Origin of the sequence: Pseudomonas sp. RW10S2, from assembly GCF_014268985.1 — a bacterium.
Taxonomy (GTDB): domain Bacteria; phylum Pseudomonadota; class Gammaproteobacteria; order Pseudomonadales; family Pseudomonadaceae; genus Aquipseudomonas; species Aquipseudomonas wayambapalatensis.
This window is the reverse complement of the sequence record NZ_JABWRO010000020.1, coordinates 40,484-55,075: the sequence shown is the minus strand read 5'-3', so window position 1 is coordinate 55,075 and position 14,592 is coordinate 40,484. Positions and strand designations below refer to the sequence as shown.

Here is a 14,592-nt window from a genome sequence, read left to right as displayed (position 1 = left end):
GCGACTTGCCCGCGAAACATTCAGCACTGTTCCAGCGTCTACACAGCCGCCTTCTTCCCGCGCACCGCCACAGGTCCGGCATTGGCCTCCACGGCCTGCCTCAGCCCGGCACACAGCCCAAGCATGAACGCCAGTTCTGCAACCACGAACAGTGGCCCGATGATCAAGCCGCTGACATCGTCGACGAAGGCGGGCTTGCGGCCCTCGTAGGCATGCCCGACGAACTGGATGATCCAGCCCAGCACGAAGGCCCCGAGCCCGGCACTCAGCCACAGCCCGGTGCTTTGCAGCGCCAGCCATTCGCCTGCCCACAGGCACAGCCCAAGCAATACGCCCATCACCAGCCCGAAGCGCAGGTCCAGGCGCAGGTAGAACCACACCGACGCTGCCGCCACCAGCAGCGCCGGCGACAGCCAGACCCCGGCAACAGGCCAGCCGGGTCGTGACAGCAGGATGCTGACCGCCAGTACGATCAGTGGAATGCCGACGAAGTGCGTGGCGATGTTGCGCGGGTCGCGATGATAGGCCGCGTATTGACTCAGGTGTTCGACGAGGTTTTTCATTGTTGTTCCTCCATCAGGGGTAGCGACAGCTTGCCCCGTTCATCCGCCGTCGTCTGTCGCCTGGCCGACAGAGTCCGTTCAGAAGAGGTGTCATGGACAACCCCCAAGCCTGGCGTGCGCAGTTGAGCCACGGCCAGTGGTTTCGGCAGTTGCCCGCTCAAGTTCAGGATAGCCTGCTGGCATTGGCGCGTTCACGTGAGCTGGCGGCCGGACAGTGCCTGTTCCAGCGTGGTGATCCGCCCTGCGGTTTGTATGCGGTGCTGGAGGGCACCATGCGCGTCGGCGCGGTCAGCCGTGAGGGCAAGGAAGCGCTGTTGACGTTGGTCGAGCCGCCTTACTGGTTCGGCGAGATCAGCGTGTTCGACGGCCAGCCACGCACCCACGATGCCTTTGCCGAAGGTGTCACGCAACTGTTGTGGATCCCTCAGGCAGCGCTGCTCGACTGGTTGGCGGAGCATCCGCAGCACTGGCGCGACCTGGCGTTGCTGATGAGCCACAAGTTGCGCTGGGTGTTCGTCGCGCTTGAGCAGCAGCACCTGCTGGCCGCGGGGCCGCGTGTGGCCCATCGGCTGTTGCAGATCGCCGAAGGCTATGGCGAGCGCGATGTTGCCCAATGGCGCCTGCAGTTGTCGCAGGAGCAACTGGCGCTGATGCTGTCGCTGTCGCGCCAGACCATCAACCAGATCCTCAAGGCGCTGGAGCAGGCGGGGGTGGTGCAACTGGGCTATGGCGAAGTGCTGATCCTCGATGCGCCGAGGCTGCGGGAGATGGCTGCGCATCCAGGCTGACCAGGGTATCGATCATCGCCCGTGCTGCCGGTGACAGGCGATAGCCGCTGCGGCTGATCACCCCGCAACGCACGCTCAGCACTTCCAGCCCCGGCGGCAGGTTGCGCCAGTGCAGGCGTACCAGGCGCCCGGCGGCCAGGTCCTCGGCCACGGCTTCCTCGCTGGCGCTGCCGAGGGTATCGCTGGCCAGCACTACGCTGCGCAGCACGGCCAGGTGTTCGGTCTGCAGGTGCGGGATGAAGTCGCTGCGTCCGCTGAGGTTGGCCAGGCGCTTGCGTACACCGGGGGTGAGCAGGGCGCTGGCCAGGGGGTAGGCGAACAGGTCGTTGGTCGACAGGCTGTCCTTGGCCAACAGCGGATGGCCGGGGCGGCAGAAGAACAGGCCGGGGCGCGGGTTGAGCGGCTCAGTATGGAAGTTGGGGTCGGCCTCGAAGGGGCGGATATCGTCGACGAAGAACTCGATCTGCTCGCGGCGCAGGGCCTGGCCCAGGCGTTCGGCGTTGTCCACCTGCAGCTCGGTGCGGATCCCCGGATGCCGGGTGATGAACTGCTGCAGGGCGTCGGGCACCAGCCTTGCGGCCAGGGCCGGGCCGCTGCCGAAATGCAGCTCGCCGGCGTCGAGCTTGGTCATCTGCAGCACGTCGTTGCTCAGTTGTGCGGCCCCCTGAACCAGGCGTCGTGCATGTTGCAGCACCACCTGGCCCTCGGGTGTCGGTTGCAGCGTCTTGTTGCCGCGATCGACCAGGGCGCAGCCGAACTCCTGCTCCAGGCCCTGGATGGCGCGGCTGAACGCGGGCTGGGTAATGCCCATGGCTTCGGCAGCGTGGACGAAGCTGCGGTACTCGGTGAGGGCGATGAAATAGCGCAGTTGGCGAAGGTCCATATCGAGATTCTGCGGAGTAAAGAGGGCTCGTTTTAGACCTTGTTACTTATTCCGTCAACGATGGTTTGGTTAGCTATTTAGCTGTTTTTGTTATTTGAAAAGGGGCGGACAAGCCCGCCCCCCAAGCGCGCCGGGACTTTCACAACAGGCTGAACGGATAACTCACGATCAGCCTGTTCTCGTCGAAGGCGTTGGTGCTGAAGTCCCTGCGCATGGTGGAGTTGCGCCATTTCACCGACAGGTCCTTGAACGTACCGGACTGGATCACGTACGCCAGTTCGCTCTCGCGCGCCCATTCCTTGCCGTCGGTGATGCTGCCGACATGCACGTTGTCGCCTTTGATGTAGCGGTTCATCAGGGTCAGCCCGGGTATGCCGACGGTGGCGAAGTTGAAATCGTGGCGCAGTTGCCAGGAGCGTTCCTTGGCATTCTCGAAGCTGGCGTTGTAGCTGTCGTTGGCCAGGGTGCCGCCGCTGGTGCCGTTGACTCGCATCCACTCGTCATCGCCGCTGACCTTCTGCAGGCCGACATAGAACGTATGCCCCTGATAGCGCGCCGAAAGCATGGCCGAGGCGGTGCGGTTGTCCAGCTTGCCGGCACGCTCGGCACCGTCTTCCTTGCCGATGAAGTAACCCAGGTTCGCCCCCAGGGTCCAGTCGCCCAAGGGCTGGCTGTGCACCAGGTTGAAGTACTGCTGGCGGTAGATATCCTTGAGCTGGGCATCCCACACCCCGACCTGGGTGCGCTTGTCGTTGAAGCTGTACTCGCCGCCGGCAAAGTTGAAGCGGTCGGAGGTGAAGCCCGGGCGGCTGGACAGCGCCATATCCTCCATGCTCGCGTCGTTGCGTGGGCTGTTGCCACGGAACTGGCCGGCGTACAGGGTCAGCCCGGTGATCTCCCTGGAGGTGATCTGGCCGCCGCGGAAGGTCTGCGGCAGCGAGCGACCATCGTCAGAGCGCAGGATCGGCAGCACCGGCATCCATTCGCCGACCTTGACTTCGGTCTGCGAAATCCTGGTCTTGAGTGCAACACCCAGGCGACCGAAGTCGTCGGCGGGACGGCCATCGTCGTGCACCGGCAACAGTTGCGTGCCGGCTGTCCCCTTGCCGCCATCGAGCTTGACCGAATACAGCCCCAGCACATCGACGCCAAAGCCGACGGTGCCCTGGGTGAACCCGGAGCGGGCGTCGAGGATGAAGCTTTGCGTCCATTCCTCGGCCTTGCCCTGGGCCTTGGCCGGGTCGACGAAGTTACGGTTGATGTAGAAGTTGCGCAGGTTGAGGGTGGCCTTGGCGTCTTCCATGAAGCCGCCGTCGGCAGCGAGGACGGGCAGGGCGCAGGACATGGCCAGCAGGCCCGGCAGCAGCGGGCGGGTGGGTTGCAGAATGCTCATCTGTCGTGGATCTCTTGTTTTTATGGGCGAGTCGGAGCGCTGCAGGGTACGAGCCTGCAGGTCGACGCTTTTTTTTGGGATGAACTGTGCAACGTTGCGCAAGCGATGGTGCGCGGAAGGGCGGTGGAGTGGCAATTCGTTGCAAACGGTTGCGGGCGATAATCGAACGCAATGTTCCGGGTGGTTAATTGGGTGGCGGTGTTGGCCCTATCGTCGGGCAATCATCGGCACCGCCAAACAAAAAGCCCACCGCGAAGGGTGGGCTCGATGCTGCTGCCAGGCCAATCAGCCTTTCGGTGTGGCCACCGACGCCTGCTGGTTGGTCTGCTCGTACCAGCCACCGCCAAGCGCCTTGTACAGGTTGACCTCGCTGGTCAGCTGCGACAGGCGATCACTGATCAGCGCCTGCTGGGCACTGAACAGGTTGCGCTGGGCGTCGAGGAAGGTCAGGTTGCTGTCGATACCGATGCGGTAGCGACGCTCGGCCAGACGGTAGTAATCCTGGTTGGCGGCAACCAGGTCACGCTGGGCCTGCAACTGCTCCTCGAAGGTCTTGCGCGCGGCCAGGCCATCGGAGACTTCCTGGAAGGCGGTCTGGATGGTCTTTTCGTACTTGGCGACGTTGATGTCCTTCTGGATCTTCGAGTAGTCCAGGCTCGCCCGCAGGCTGCCGGCGTTGAAGATCGGCAGGTTGATCTGCGGCTGGAACAGCCAGGTCCCCGAACCACCCTTGAACAGCCCGCCCATGTCCGGGCTCAGGGTACCGGCGTTGGCGGTCAGGCTGATGCTCGGGAAGAACGCGGCGCGGGCCGCGCCGATGTTGGCGTTGGCAGCCTTGAGCAGGTGCTCGGCTTCCTGGATGTCCGGACGCCGCTGCAGCAGGTCGGACGGCAGGCCCGCCGGCACGTCGGCCAGCTGGTCGGCGTCGAGCTTCAGCGGCGCCGGCAGGTCGGCCGGTACACCGGTCCCCAGCAGCACGGTGAGGCTGTTCAGGTCCTGCGCCACCAGGCGCTGGTACTGCGACAGCTTGACCCGCGCGCCTTCGACGGCGGTGCGCGCCTGGCTCAGGTCGAGCGCGGAAGCCACACCGACCTCGTTGCTGCGGCGGGTCAGGTTGTAGCTTTCCTCGTAGGTCTTGAGCGTTTCTTCGGTCAGCTTCAGCAGCGCCTGGTCGGCCTGCCAGGTGTAGTAGGCGTTGGCCACGCTGGCCACCAGGCTGATCTGCGTGGAGCGACGCGCCTGCTCGCTGGAGAGGTAGGTCTCCAGGGCCTGCTCGCTCAGGCTGCGCACGCGGCCGAACAGGTCCAGCTCGTACGCGCTGACACCCAGCGTTGCCGAGTACTGGCTGGTGATGTTCGCCTCACCGGTCTGCGACAGGTTGGCCGGAACCCGCTGGCGGCTGCCGCTGCCGGTGGCCGAGACCGCCGGGAACAGGTCGGCGCGCTGGATGCGGTACTGCGCGCGGTAGGCGTCGATGTTCAACGCGGCGACACGCAGGTCGCGGTTGTTGACCAGCGAGGTCTGGATCAGTTTCTGCAGTGCCGGGTCGTGGAAGAACTGGCGCCAGCCCTGTTCGGCGGCGGCCACGTCGGCCGACTGGGTCGGCGAGTACGCAGGGCCTTGCGGCCACTGCGCGGCCACCGGTGCTTCCGGGGTCTGGTAGTCGGGAATCAGCGAGCAGCCGCCGAGAATGAAAGCGGTTACCGCCAGGGACAACAAAGACTTGGTCATTGCCCAGCCTCATTACGTGGAGTTTCAGGGGTGGCGTCTGCTTTCGGCTCTTTGCTGCCGAACAGCGACGACACTGCTACGAAGAACAGCGGTACCCAGAAGATCGCCAGCACAGTCGCACTGATCATGCCGCCGATCACGCCGGTGCCGATGGCATGCTGGCTGCCGGCGCCCGCGCCGCTGGCGATGGTCAACGGTACCACGCCGAGGATGAAGGCCAGCGAGGTCATGATGATCGGGCGCAGACGCATACGGCACGCCTCGATCGTCGCATCGAACAGGCTCTTGCCCTGTTCGTGCAGCTCTTTGGCGAACTCGACGATCAGAATGGCGTTTTTCGCCGCCAGGCCGATGGTCGTCAGCAGGCCGACGAGGAAGTACACGTCATTCGACAGCCCGCGCATGCTGGTGGCGATCAGTGCACCGATGATACCCAGCGGCACCACCAGCACGACGGCGATCGGGATCGACCAGCTTTCGTACAGCGCTGCCAGGCAGAGGAACACGAACAGCAGCGAAAGGGCGAACAGCGCCGGCATCTGCGAACCGGAGAGCTTCTCCTCGTAGGACATGCCGGTCCAGGAGTAGCCGATGCCCGACGGCAGTTCGCCGACGATGCGTTCGACCTCGGCCATGGCCTCACCGGTACTGTAGCCCGGCGCCGGGGCACCGAGGATCTCGACTGCTTCCACGCCGTTGTAACGCGACAGCTTCGGCGAGCCGTAGGTCCATTCACCGGAGGCGAAGGAGGAGAACGGCACCATCTCGCCTTGGCCGTTGCGCACGTACCACTTCTGCAAGTCTTCGGGGCTCATGCGGGCACTGGATTCGCCCTGGATGTACACCTTCTTGACCCGGCCACGATCGATGAAGTCGTTGACGTAGCTGCCACCCAGCGCGATCGACAGGGTGTTGTTGATGTCGGCAATGGTGACGCCCAGGGCACTGGCGCGCTCATCGTCGACGATCAGCTGGTACTGCGGCTCGTCGTTCAGGCCGTTGGGGCGCACCGCAGAGAGGATCTTGCTCTGCGAGGCCTTGGCCAGGAACTGGTTGCGCGCTTCCATGAGCTTCTCGTGGCCGACGCCGGCACGGTCCTGGAGGAACACGTCGAAGCCGGTGGCGTTACCCAGCTCGAGCACTGCCGGCGGTGCGAAGGCGAACACCATCGCATCGCGGAAGCTGAAGAAGTGCTGCTGGGCGCGGGCCGAGAGATTGAACACGCTGTTCTCGGCCGAACGCTCGCCCCAAGGTTTGAGCATGATGAACGCCATGCCCGAGCTCTGGCCACGACCGGCGAAGTTGAAACCGGTCACGGTGAACACCGACGACACGGTGTCGGCTTCGTCCTTGAGAAGGTATTCGCGCATCTTGTCGACGACCACCTGGGTGCGTTCGGCACTGGAACCGGCCGGGGTCTGCACCTGGGCGAAGAGTACGCCCTGGTCTTCTTCAGGCAGGAACGCGGTGGGGATGCGACTGAACAGCCAGATCATGCCCACAACGATCAGCGCATAGGCCAGCAGGAACGGGATCTTGTTGCGCAGGATGGTGCCGACACTGCGCTCGTAGCCCTTTACGCTGCGGTCGAAGTTACGGTTGAACCAGCCGAAGAAGCCGCCCTTGGCCGTGTGGTGCTCGCCCTTCTTCAAGGGCTTGAGCATGGTCGCGCAAAGGGCCGGGGTGAAGATCAGCGCTACCAGTACCGACAGGCCCATGGCCGAGACGATGGTGATGGAGAACTGGCGGTAGATCACGCCGGTGGAGCCGCCGAAGAAGGCCATTGGCAGCAGTACCGCCGACAGCACCAGGGCGATACCGACCAGCGCGCCCTGAATCTGCTCCATCGAGCGCTTGGTGGCTTCCTTGGGCGGTAGTCCTTCCTCGGACATGACCCGCTCGACGTTCTCCACCACGACGATGGCGTCGTCCACCAACAGGCCGATGGCCAGGACCATGGCGAACATGGTCAGGGTGTTGATGCTGAAGCCTGCGGCCGCAAGGATGCCGAAGGTGCCCAGCAACACCACCGGAACGGTCATGGTGGTGATGATGGTGGCGCGGAAGTTCTGCAGGAACAGGTACATCACCAGGAACACCAGGACCACGGCCTCGATCAGGGTGTGGATCACCCCGCTGATCGATTCGGTGACGACCGGCGTGGTGTCATACGGGAACACCGCTTTCACGCCTGGCGGGAAGAACGGTTCCAGGTCGCTGATGGTCTTGCGCAGCGCCTTGGCGGTATCCAGGGCGTTGGCACCGGTCGCCAGCTTGACCGCCAGGCCCGATGCCGGCTTGCCGTTGAACTGCGCGCTGACCGCGTAGTTCTCGCCGCCCAGGCCGACCTTGGCGACGTCGCGCAGGCGTACCTGCGAGCCATCGTTGTTGACCTTGAGCAGGATCTTCTCGAATTGCTCGGCGGTCTGCAGGCGGGTCTTGCCGATGATGGTGGCGTTGAGTTGGGTACCCGGCATGGCGGGCAGGCCACCGAGCTGGCCGGAGGAGACCTGCACGTTCTGCGCGGTGACTGCGGTACGCACATCGACCGGGGTCAACTGGTACTTGTTGAGCTTGGCCGGGTCGAGCCAGATACGCATGGCGTACTGGGCACCGAACACCTGGAAGTCACCGACACCTGCGGTACGCGAGATCGGGTCCTGCATGTTGGAGACGATGTAGTTGGCCAGGTCGTCCTTGGTCATGCTGCCATCTTCGGAGACCAGGCCGATCACCAGCAGGAAGTTCTTCACGGCTTTGGTGACGCGAATACCTTGCTGCTGTACTTCCTGTGGAAGCAGCGGGGTGGCCAGGTTGAGCTTGTTCTGCACCTGGACCTGCGCCGTGTCGGCGTTGGTGCCCTGCTCGAAGGTCGCAGTGATGGTCATGCTGCCGTCGGAGTTGCTTTCCGACGATACATAACGCAGGTTGTCGATACCATTGAGCTGCTGCTCGATGACCTGCACCACGGTGTCCTGCACGGTCTGCGCAGAGGCACCCGGGTAGGTGACGGCAATGGCGATGGCCGGCGGCGCAATGCTTGGGTACTGGTTGATCGGCAGCTTCAGGATCGACAAGGCCCCGACCAGCATGATCACCAAGGCGATCACCCAGGCGAAGATCGGGCGATCGATAAAGAACTTCGACATGGTTTACTCCGCTTTGGCGTCTGCTTTCGCTGCGCTGGCCTGTTCAGGGCTGGCCGGCTTCTTGACGTTGGTGGCTTCGCTGACCTTTACCTCGGCACCCGGGCGCACATATTGCAGCCCTTCGGTGATCAGGCGGTCGCCCGCGTTGAGGCCTTCCTCGACCAGCCACTCGTTGCCCAGCGTGCGGCTGGCCTTGAGCTGACGCAGTTCCACCTTGTTATCCTTGTTCACCACCAGTGCTGTGGGCGCGCCCTTGAGGTCGCGGGTCACACCTTGTTGCGGGGCGAGGATGGCGTTGGCATTGACCCCTGCCTGCAGGCGGGCATGCACGAACATGCCGGGCAGCAGGGTGTGGTCGGGGTTGGGGAAGACGGCGCGCAGGGTCACGGAACCGGTGGTCTCGTCGACCGAGACTTCGGAAAACTCCAGGCGACCTTCGCCGGCGAACTTGCTACCGTCTTCGAGGACCAACTGGACCTTGGCGGCGTTGTCGCCGGCCTTCTGCAACTTGCCGCTTTCCAGGTCACGGCGCAGCTTGAGCAGCTCGGCGGTGGACTGGGTCACGTCGACGTAGATCGGGTCGAGCTGCTGGATGGTTGCCATGGCATTGGTCTGGCCGTTGCTCACCAGCGCGCCTTCGGTGACCGAGGAGCGACCGATACGACCGCTGATCGGTGCCAGCACCTTGGTGTAGCGCAGGTCGATCTGCGCGCTCTTGAGCGATGCCTCGGCCTGCAATCGTTTGGCATTGGCGTCGTCGTATTCCTGCTTGGAGACGGCTTGCTCGTCGATCAGTTGCTTGTAGCGCTCGGCCAGCGATCGGGTGGCCTGCAGGTTGGCCTGGGCGTTGGCCAGGTTGGCCTCGTAGACGGCAGGGTCGATCTGGTAGAGCTGCTGCCCTTCCTTGACGTCGCTGCCTTCCTTGAACAGGCGCTTGAGAATGATGCCGTTGACCTGTGGCCGGACTTCGGCGATGCGGTAGGCGCTGGTGCGCCCCGGCAGTTCCGAGGTCAGGGTGAAGGCCTGCGGCTGCAGGGTGACGACGCCGACCAGAGGAGCCTGCGCTGCGGGCGCGGCTTCTTCTTTCTTGCAGCCACTGAGCAGGGTTGCCAGGGCGACGGCGGAAACCAGGGCGGTAACGGCTGGCTTGAATTGCATGAGGATCCTCGGGTCGCAGGAGCAGGGGGAGCTCAAGAATAGTGGAAGAGTCTTTTAAGAAAAATCGCTATCCGGTGGATTAGTAGCTTACTAACGAATATACTTACATTCATGGTTGTTTGTAAATACCGCGTGGTGGTACCAGGCTACTACCGCAAAACGTGATTAATGCACCCGGGAGCCGCCCTGCAGAGGTGAACCCGGTTTAAAGCCCGTGCGATCTTGTGCCGGGCTCAGATGAGGTTGAGCTGCCATGGTCCGTCGAACCAAAGAGGAAGCCCAGGAAACCCGCGCCCAGATCATCGAGGCGGCGGAAAAGGCTTTCTACAAGCGCGGAGTTGCGCGAACCACCTTGGCCGATATCGCCGAGATCGCGGGGGTCACCCGTGGTGCGATCTACTGGCATTTTAGTAACAAGGCCGAGTTGGTCCAGGCGCTGCTCGACAGTTTGCACGAGACCCATGACCACCTCGCGCGTGCCAGCGAAAGCGAGGACGAACTCGACCCGCTCGGCTGCATGCGCAAGCTGCTGTTGCAAGTGCTCAACGAGCTGGTACTGGACGCCAGGACCCGGCGTATCAATGAAATCCTGCATCATAAGTGCGAGTTCACCGATGAGATGTGTGAGATCCGCCAGCAGCGACAAGGCGCCATCGTCGAATGCCACGAGGGCATTTCCCGTGCCCTGGCCAATGCAGTACGCCGTGGCCAGTTGCCCGCCGACCTGGATGTCGAGCGTGCGGCCATCGCCATGTTCGCCTATGTCGACGGCCTGATCGGGCGCTGGCTGCTGCTGCCGGACAGCTTCGACCTGCTGCGCGATGCGGAAAAATGGGTCGACACAGGGTTGGATATGCTGCGCTTGAGCCTGGCCCTGCGCAAATGACACTTTGTTAAGGATTGTGAGGAAGTCTTTCCCGGCCGGATTAAGTAGGGTTAAAAAGGGGCCGCGTTGTGGCCCTGGTCTTTTCAATGCCCGCGTAATTGCCGGTCCGGCAACGCCAGTGCTGCCAGCAGCCCCAGCAGTGCTGCGCCGGCACTGGCCAGCAGCAGGTATCGGAACGTCACCAGCAGGTGTGCCTGGGTCGCCGGGTCCGTCTCGCCGCCCTTCAGGCTGCCCAGCAGCGGGTTGCCCAGCACCTCCAGCCCTCCGACATGCAGCAGCGCCAGCAGCAGGCTGGACATGCAGGCCACACCCATCGCCCCGCCCAGGGAGCGAAACAGGTTGGTGGTGCTGGTGGCCACGCCGATATCCTTCATGTCCACTGCGCTCTGTGTCCCCACCAGCGAAGTCGGGAACTGCAGCCCGCAGGCGATGCCGGTCAGCAGCATGAACAGCCCGCCCAGCCAGGCTGATTGCGGCGGAGTTAGGGCCATGCCGAGGATCGCCAGCGGCATCAGCAGCGCGCCCGCCAGGATCTGTGGTTTGTAGCGCCCGGTGAAGGTGGTCAGGCGGCCTGCGCTGAAGGCGCCCAGCGGCAACCCCATCGCCAACGGCAGCAGGTGCAGCGCGGCGCTGTCGGCGCCGGCACCGGTGATGCTCTGGAAGCGCAGCGGCATGAGCATGGTCAGCGAGATCGACTGGAAGCTGGCGAAGAAGATCACGCACCAGCACAGCACGGCGACCCGGTTGCCGAACAGCTTCAGTGGCAACAGCGGTTCCTGGCAGCGGCGTTCGTGGGCGACGAACAGCGCCAGGCCCAGCACCGCGCAGGCAATCAGGGCCAGCACCGGCGGCGCGGTCCAGGCATGGCCCTGGCCGACCAGGGTGATGCCCAGCAACAAACTGCCCAGGCCCAGGATCAGCAGCAATGCACCGATATAGTCGACCTGCGCTTCCCGGCGTTGGACCGGCATGCCCATCAGCGCGCGGCGGATCACCCACCAGGCGCAAAGCCCCAGCGGCAGGTTGATCCAGAACACCCAGCGCCACGACAGGTACTCGGTCAGCCACCCGCCGAGCACCGGGCCAGCCACGCTGGCCAGCGCGTACATGCTGCTGAAATATCCCTGGTAGCGTCCACGCTCGCGAGGCGGGACGAAGTCGCCGATGATTGCCTGGCTGACCGAGACCATGCCACCCGCGCCGATACCTTGCAGCACCCGCGCCAGCACCAGTTGTTCCATATTCTGGGCCAGGGCGCAGAAGATCGAGGCCAGGGTGAACAGTGCGGTGCCGGTGAGGATCATGCGCCGACGGCCATAAAGGTCGCCCAGCTTGCCGTAGATCGGCACGGCCACGGTCATGGCCACCATATAGCCGGAGATGACCCAGGCCAGCAGGCCGACATCGTTGAACTGGGCGGAAATCGCTGGCATGGAGACGGCGACGATGGTCTGGTCGAGGGCACCAAGAAGAATCGCCAGCATCAGCGCGCTGAGCACGCTGCGCAAGACGGCGGGAGGCAGGGCGGCGGTCACGGGGTCACACCTTGTGGTCGGAGGTCGTGAAATTGTGCTGTTCGTCGGCGGCCCGTGGCGAGTGAAATGGCTGCAAACGCGATGAGGATTGTAACCTGAGTTAGGTAGCTTCCTATGTACTGTCTGCATCGCCTATGCGCGATCGGCATAAGCGCTTTCACACGAACGCGCATGGCTGCGTGATATCGTGCAAGTTCATAGCAGCCGAAATACACTGGTTTGCACCCATTTGGTGCATTGTGACCCAGGTTTCCGCATCGCTGTAATCCCCCACTTCTCTTCCACTCTCTGCATGTCATGTCTATGACAGGGCGGAGGGTCCCGGTTCAGGGGCGGTAGTCAGCCAGTTCGATTTTTCACGTTTATGCGGAGTGATCATGCCCAAGGCTTCCCACCAAGATCTGCGTTTTGCCTTCCGCGAACTGCTCGCGTCGGGTTCGTGCTATCACACAGCTTCAGTCTTCGACCCGATGTCGGCGCGCATCGCCGCAGACCTGGGCTTTGAAGTCGGTATCCTCGGCGGCTCGGTCGCGTCCCTGCAGGTGCTCGCCGCCCCGGACTTCGCCCTGATCACCCTGAGCGAATTCGTCGAGCAGGCCACACGCATTGGCCGCGTCGCCCAGTTGCCGTTCATTGCCGATGCCGACCATGGCTATGGCAATGCGCTGAACGTCATGCGTACGGTGATCGAGCTGGAGCGCGCCGGCGTGGCGGCACTGACCATCGAAGACACCCTGCTGCCGGCCCAGTTCGGTCGCAAGTCCACCGACCTGATCTCGGTGGAAGAGGGCGTCGGCAAGATCCGTGCAGCGCTGGAGGCACGTGTCGATTCGTCGCTGTCGATCATTGCCCGCACCAACGCCGGCGTACTGACCACCGAGGAAATCATCGTCCGCACCCAGAGCTACCAGAAGGCCGGTGCCGACGGTATCTGCATGGTGGGGGTGAAGGATTTCGAGCAACTGGAGCAGATCACCGAGCACCTGAACGTGCCGCTGATGCTGGTCAGCTACGGCAATCCGAACCTGCGTGACGACGAACGCCTGGCGCGCCTGGGCGTGCGCATCGTGGTCGATGGCCATGCAGCGTACTTCGCCGCGATCAAGGCCACCTACGACTGCCTGCGTCTGCAGCGCGGGCAGCAGAACAAGTCCGAGAACCTCAGCGCCACCGAGCTTTCGCACACCTACACCCAGCCTGAGGATTACATCCGCTGGGCCAAGGAGTACATGAGCGTCGAGGAGTGACCGACAGGCGTTGTCGGGCTACCTGAGAGCGCTCAGCGTTGCAGTGTGCGGGACGCAGTGTTCGTGTGCGCAACTGGCCGCGGTACTGGGCTGGCTGCGCAGCAGCTCGACGCGCCAGCAGGCCGAACCGTAGAGCCCGGCCACGGCGACCAGGGCCAGGACGATCGCGCAGCGTCTGGATTTGATGCCCATGTTGCCTACCTCCTGCTGTGACCACAGGTGATGCCTGTAAGCATAGGTCAGGGCGCAGCAATTGCCTGGAGCGAGCATCGAGATCGGTGTGATTTCCGTAGCAGCGGCGCGCTAATCCATCTCCCGATCCCACAGCGGTTCTTCACTGAACCGCTGGGCAAGAAAGTCCAGCATGCTGCGCAAGGTTGCCGGCATGTGTTTGCGTGAGGTGTAGACCGCATTGAGGTTCAGCTCCCGTGGTCGGGCCATGGGCAGTAACTTCACCAGCTCGCCGCGACGCACTGCGCAAGCGGCCTGGTAGGTCGGCAGCATGGCGATTCCGGCACCGGCCAGGGCAGCCTTCTGCAAGGTCAGGGCCTCGTTGGCGCTGATGTTGCCCTGCACGGGCACCGCGACCTGTTCACCGGCCACCTCGAAATGCCACAGGCTGTGGCCGAAGTAGGCGTGGGTCAGGCAGTTGTGCTGGGTCAAGTCCTCGACTCGCTGCGGCGTGCCGTACTCGTGCAAGTAGGCGGGGCTGGCGCAGACCACCGAACGGCAGACGCTCAGGCGCCGGGCAATCAGGTTCGGGTCCAGGTCGTTGCTGGTGCGGATCGCCAGGTCGATGCGCTCGTCAACCAGGTTGACCGTGCGATCGAGCATCTGCAACTCCACCTTCACTCCCGGATAGCGCTTCACGTACTCCGCCACCGCATCCACCAACTGCGCCTGACCGAACGAGGTGCTCACGCTGATGCGCAGCTCGCCGCGCGGTGCGTCTTCAGGCGCACGCACCGCTGTCTGCAGGTCGCAGGCCAGTTCCAGCATCTGTCGGCAGCGTGGCAGGGTGTCCAGGCCCGCGGCCGTCAGGCTCAGCTTGCGCGTGGTGCGCTGCATCAAGCGTGCGCCGACCCACTCTTCAAGCTCGGCGAGGTAGCGCGATACCACAGGCCTGGAAAGCTCCAGGTGATCTGCCGCGGCCGACTGGCTGCCCAGGTCGACGACGGTGACGAACACGCGCATGGCGTTAAGACGATCCATGATTTGCCCGATTTCAGAAACAAACTATGTTCAAGCATCGCATTTTT

Annotated in this window: 12 protein-coding genes; 3 read left to right on the top strand and 9 right to left on the bottom strand. The window is 63.7% G+C overall.

Annotation, left to right across the window (positions count from 1 at the left end; genetic code table 11):
- Positions 1-38: 38 nt before the first annotated feature.
- Positions 39-563, bottom strand: coding sequence for an Mpo1-like protein (locus tag HU729_RS07040; RefSeq protein WP_186709313.1), 525 nt, complete (start codon positions 561-563; stop codon positions 39-41).
- A gap of 92 nt (positions 564-655) precedes the next feature.
- Between HU729_RS07040 and HU729_RS07035 the strand changes: the two genes are divergently transcribed.
- A complete protein-coding gene (locus HU729_RS07035; protein ID WP_186709312.1) occupies positions 656-1,351 on the top strand; it encodes a Crp/Fnr family transcriptional regulator in 696 nt (231 codons plus the stop codon).
- On the opposite strand, the gene HU729_RS07030 is transcribed toward HU729_RS07035, so the two are convergent.
- From HU729_RS07030 to HU729_RS07010, 5 genes are all read right to left on the bottom strand, one after another.
- On the bottom strand, positions 1,251-2,234 hold the full coding sequence (locus HU729_RS07030) for a LysR family transcriptional regulator (RefSeq protein WP_186667283.1): 984 nt from the start codon (positions 2,232-2,234) through the stop codon (positions 1,251-1,253). The genes HU729_RS07035 and HU729_RS07030 overlap by 101 nt on opposite strands.
- Before the next feature lie 139 nt (positions 2,235-2,373).
- Complete coding sequence (locus tag HU729_RS07025) at positions 2,374-3,627, bottom strand: OprD family porin (RefSeq protein ID WP_186709311.1); 1,254 nt, start codon at positions 3,625-3,627, stop codon at positions 2,374-2,376.
- A 285-nt stretch (positions 3,628-3,912) separates the two neighbouring features.
- Positions 3,913-5,358, bottom strand: a complete 1,446-nt coding sequence (locus HU729_RS07020; protein WP_186667281.1) for an AdeC/AdeK/OprM family multidrug efflux complex outer membrane factor — start codon at positions 5,356-5,358, stop codon at positions 3,913-3,915.
- A complete protein-coding gene (ttgB, locus tag HU729_RS07015; RefSeq protein ID WP_186667280.1) occupies positions 5,355-8,507 on the bottom strand; it encodes a multidrug efflux RND transporter permease subunit TtgB in 3,153 nt (1,050 codons plus the stop codon). The genes HU729_RS07020 and ttgB overlap by 4 nt, the downstream gene beginning before the upstream one ends.
- Before the next feature lie 3 nt (positions 8,508-8,510).
- Positions 8,511-9,665, bottom strand: a complete 1,155-nt coding sequence (locus tag HU729_RS07010; protein WP_186667279.1) for an efflux RND transporter periplasmic adaptor subunit — start codon at positions 9,663-9,665, stop codon at positions 8,511-8,513.
- 253 nt (positions 9,666-9,918) lie between these two features.
- Between HU729_RS07010 and HU729_RS07005 the strand changes: the two genes are divergently transcribed.
- Entirely contained in the window at positions 9,919-10,551 is a 633-nt protein-coding gene (locus HU729_RS07005) for a TetR family transcriptional regulator (RefSeq protein ID WP_186709310.1), read from the top strand.
- Between the two features lie 83 nt (positions 10,552-10,634).
- Here HU729_RS07005 and HU729_RS07000 read toward each other — a convergent pair whose 3' ends face one another.
- Positions 10,635-12,086: an MDR family MFS transporter gene (locus HU729_RS07000; protein WP_186709308.1), complete on the bottom strand. Its 1,452-nt coding sequence runs from the start codon at positions 12,084-12,086 to the stop codon at positions 10,635-10,637.
- Positions 12,087-12,463: 377 nt separating this feature from the next.
- Here HU729_RS07000 and HU729_RS06995 point away from each other — a divergent pair, with 377 nt between their 5' ends.
- Entirely contained in the window at positions 12,464-13,333 is an 870-nt protein-coding gene (locus tag HU729_RS06995; protein ID WP_054894495.1) for an oxaloacetate decarboxylase, read from the top strand.
- Positions 13,334-13,351: 18 nt separating this feature from the next.
- Here HU729_RS06995 and HU729_RS06990 read toward each other — a convergent pair whose 3' ends face one another.
- Both HU729_RS06990 and HU729_RS06985 read right to left on the bottom strand, forming a co-directional pair.
- The gene (locus HU729_RS06990) at positions 13,352-13,525 is read right to left on the bottom strand and encodes a hypothetical protein (RefSeq protein WP_186667276.1); all 174 of its coding nucleotides are present in this window, start codon (positions 13,523-13,525) and stop codon (positions 13,352-13,354) included.
- A 111-nt stretch (positions 13,526-13,636) separates the two neighbouring features.
- Positions 13,637-14,545 (bottom strand): LysR family transcriptional regulator, encoded by a 909-nt coding sequence (locus tag HU729_RS06985; protein WP_186667275.1) that lies wholly within the window; start codon positions 14,543-14,545, stop codon positions 13,637-13,639.
- Positions 14,546-14,592 lie beyond the last annotated feature (47 nt).

Coding starts and splice junctions, on each gene's coding strand:
- HU729_RS07040 (WP_186709313.1), bottom strand. CDS start 563: ATGAAAAACCTCGTCGAACACCTGAGTCAATACGCGGCCTATCATCGC.
- HU729_RS07035 (WP_186709312.1), top strand. CDS start 656: ATGGACAACCCCCAAGCCTGGCGTGCGCAGTTGAGCCACGGCCAGTGG.
- HU729_RS07030 (WP_186667283.1), bottom strand. CDS start 2,234: ATGGACCTTCGCCAACTGCGCTATTTCATCGCCCTCACCGAGTACCGC.
- HU729_RS07025 (WP_186709311.1), bottom strand. CDS start 3,627: ATGAGCATTCTGCAACCCACCCGCCCGCTGCTGCCGGGCCTGCTGGCC.
- HU729_RS07020 (WP_186667281.1), bottom strand. CDS start 5,358: ATGACCAAGTCTTTGTTGTCCCTGGCGGTAACCGCTTTCATTCTCGGC.
- ttgB (WP_186667280.1), bottom strand. CDS start 8,507: ATGTCGAAGTTCTTTATCGATCGCCCGATCTTCGCCTGGGTGATCGCC.
- HU729_RS07010 (WP_186667279.1), bottom strand. CDS start 9,665: ATGCAATTCAAGCCAGCCGTTACCGCCCTGGTTTCCGCCGTCGCCCTG.
- HU729_RS07005 (WP_186709310.1), top strand. CDS start 9,919: ATGGTCCGTCGAACCAAAGAGGAAGCCCAGGAAACCCGCGCCCAGATC.
- HU729_RS06995 (WP_054894495.1), top strand. CDS start 12,464: ATGCCCAAGGCTTCCCACCAAGATCTGCGTTTTGCCTTCCGCGAACTG.
- HU729_RS06990 (WP_186667276.1), bottom strand. CDS start 13,525: ATGGGCATCAAATCCAGACGCTGCGCGATCGTCCTGGCCCTGGTCGCC.
- HU729_RS06985 (WP_186667275.1), bottom strand. CDS start 14,545: ATGGATCGTCTTAACGCCATGCGCGTGTTCGTCACCGTCGTCGACCTG.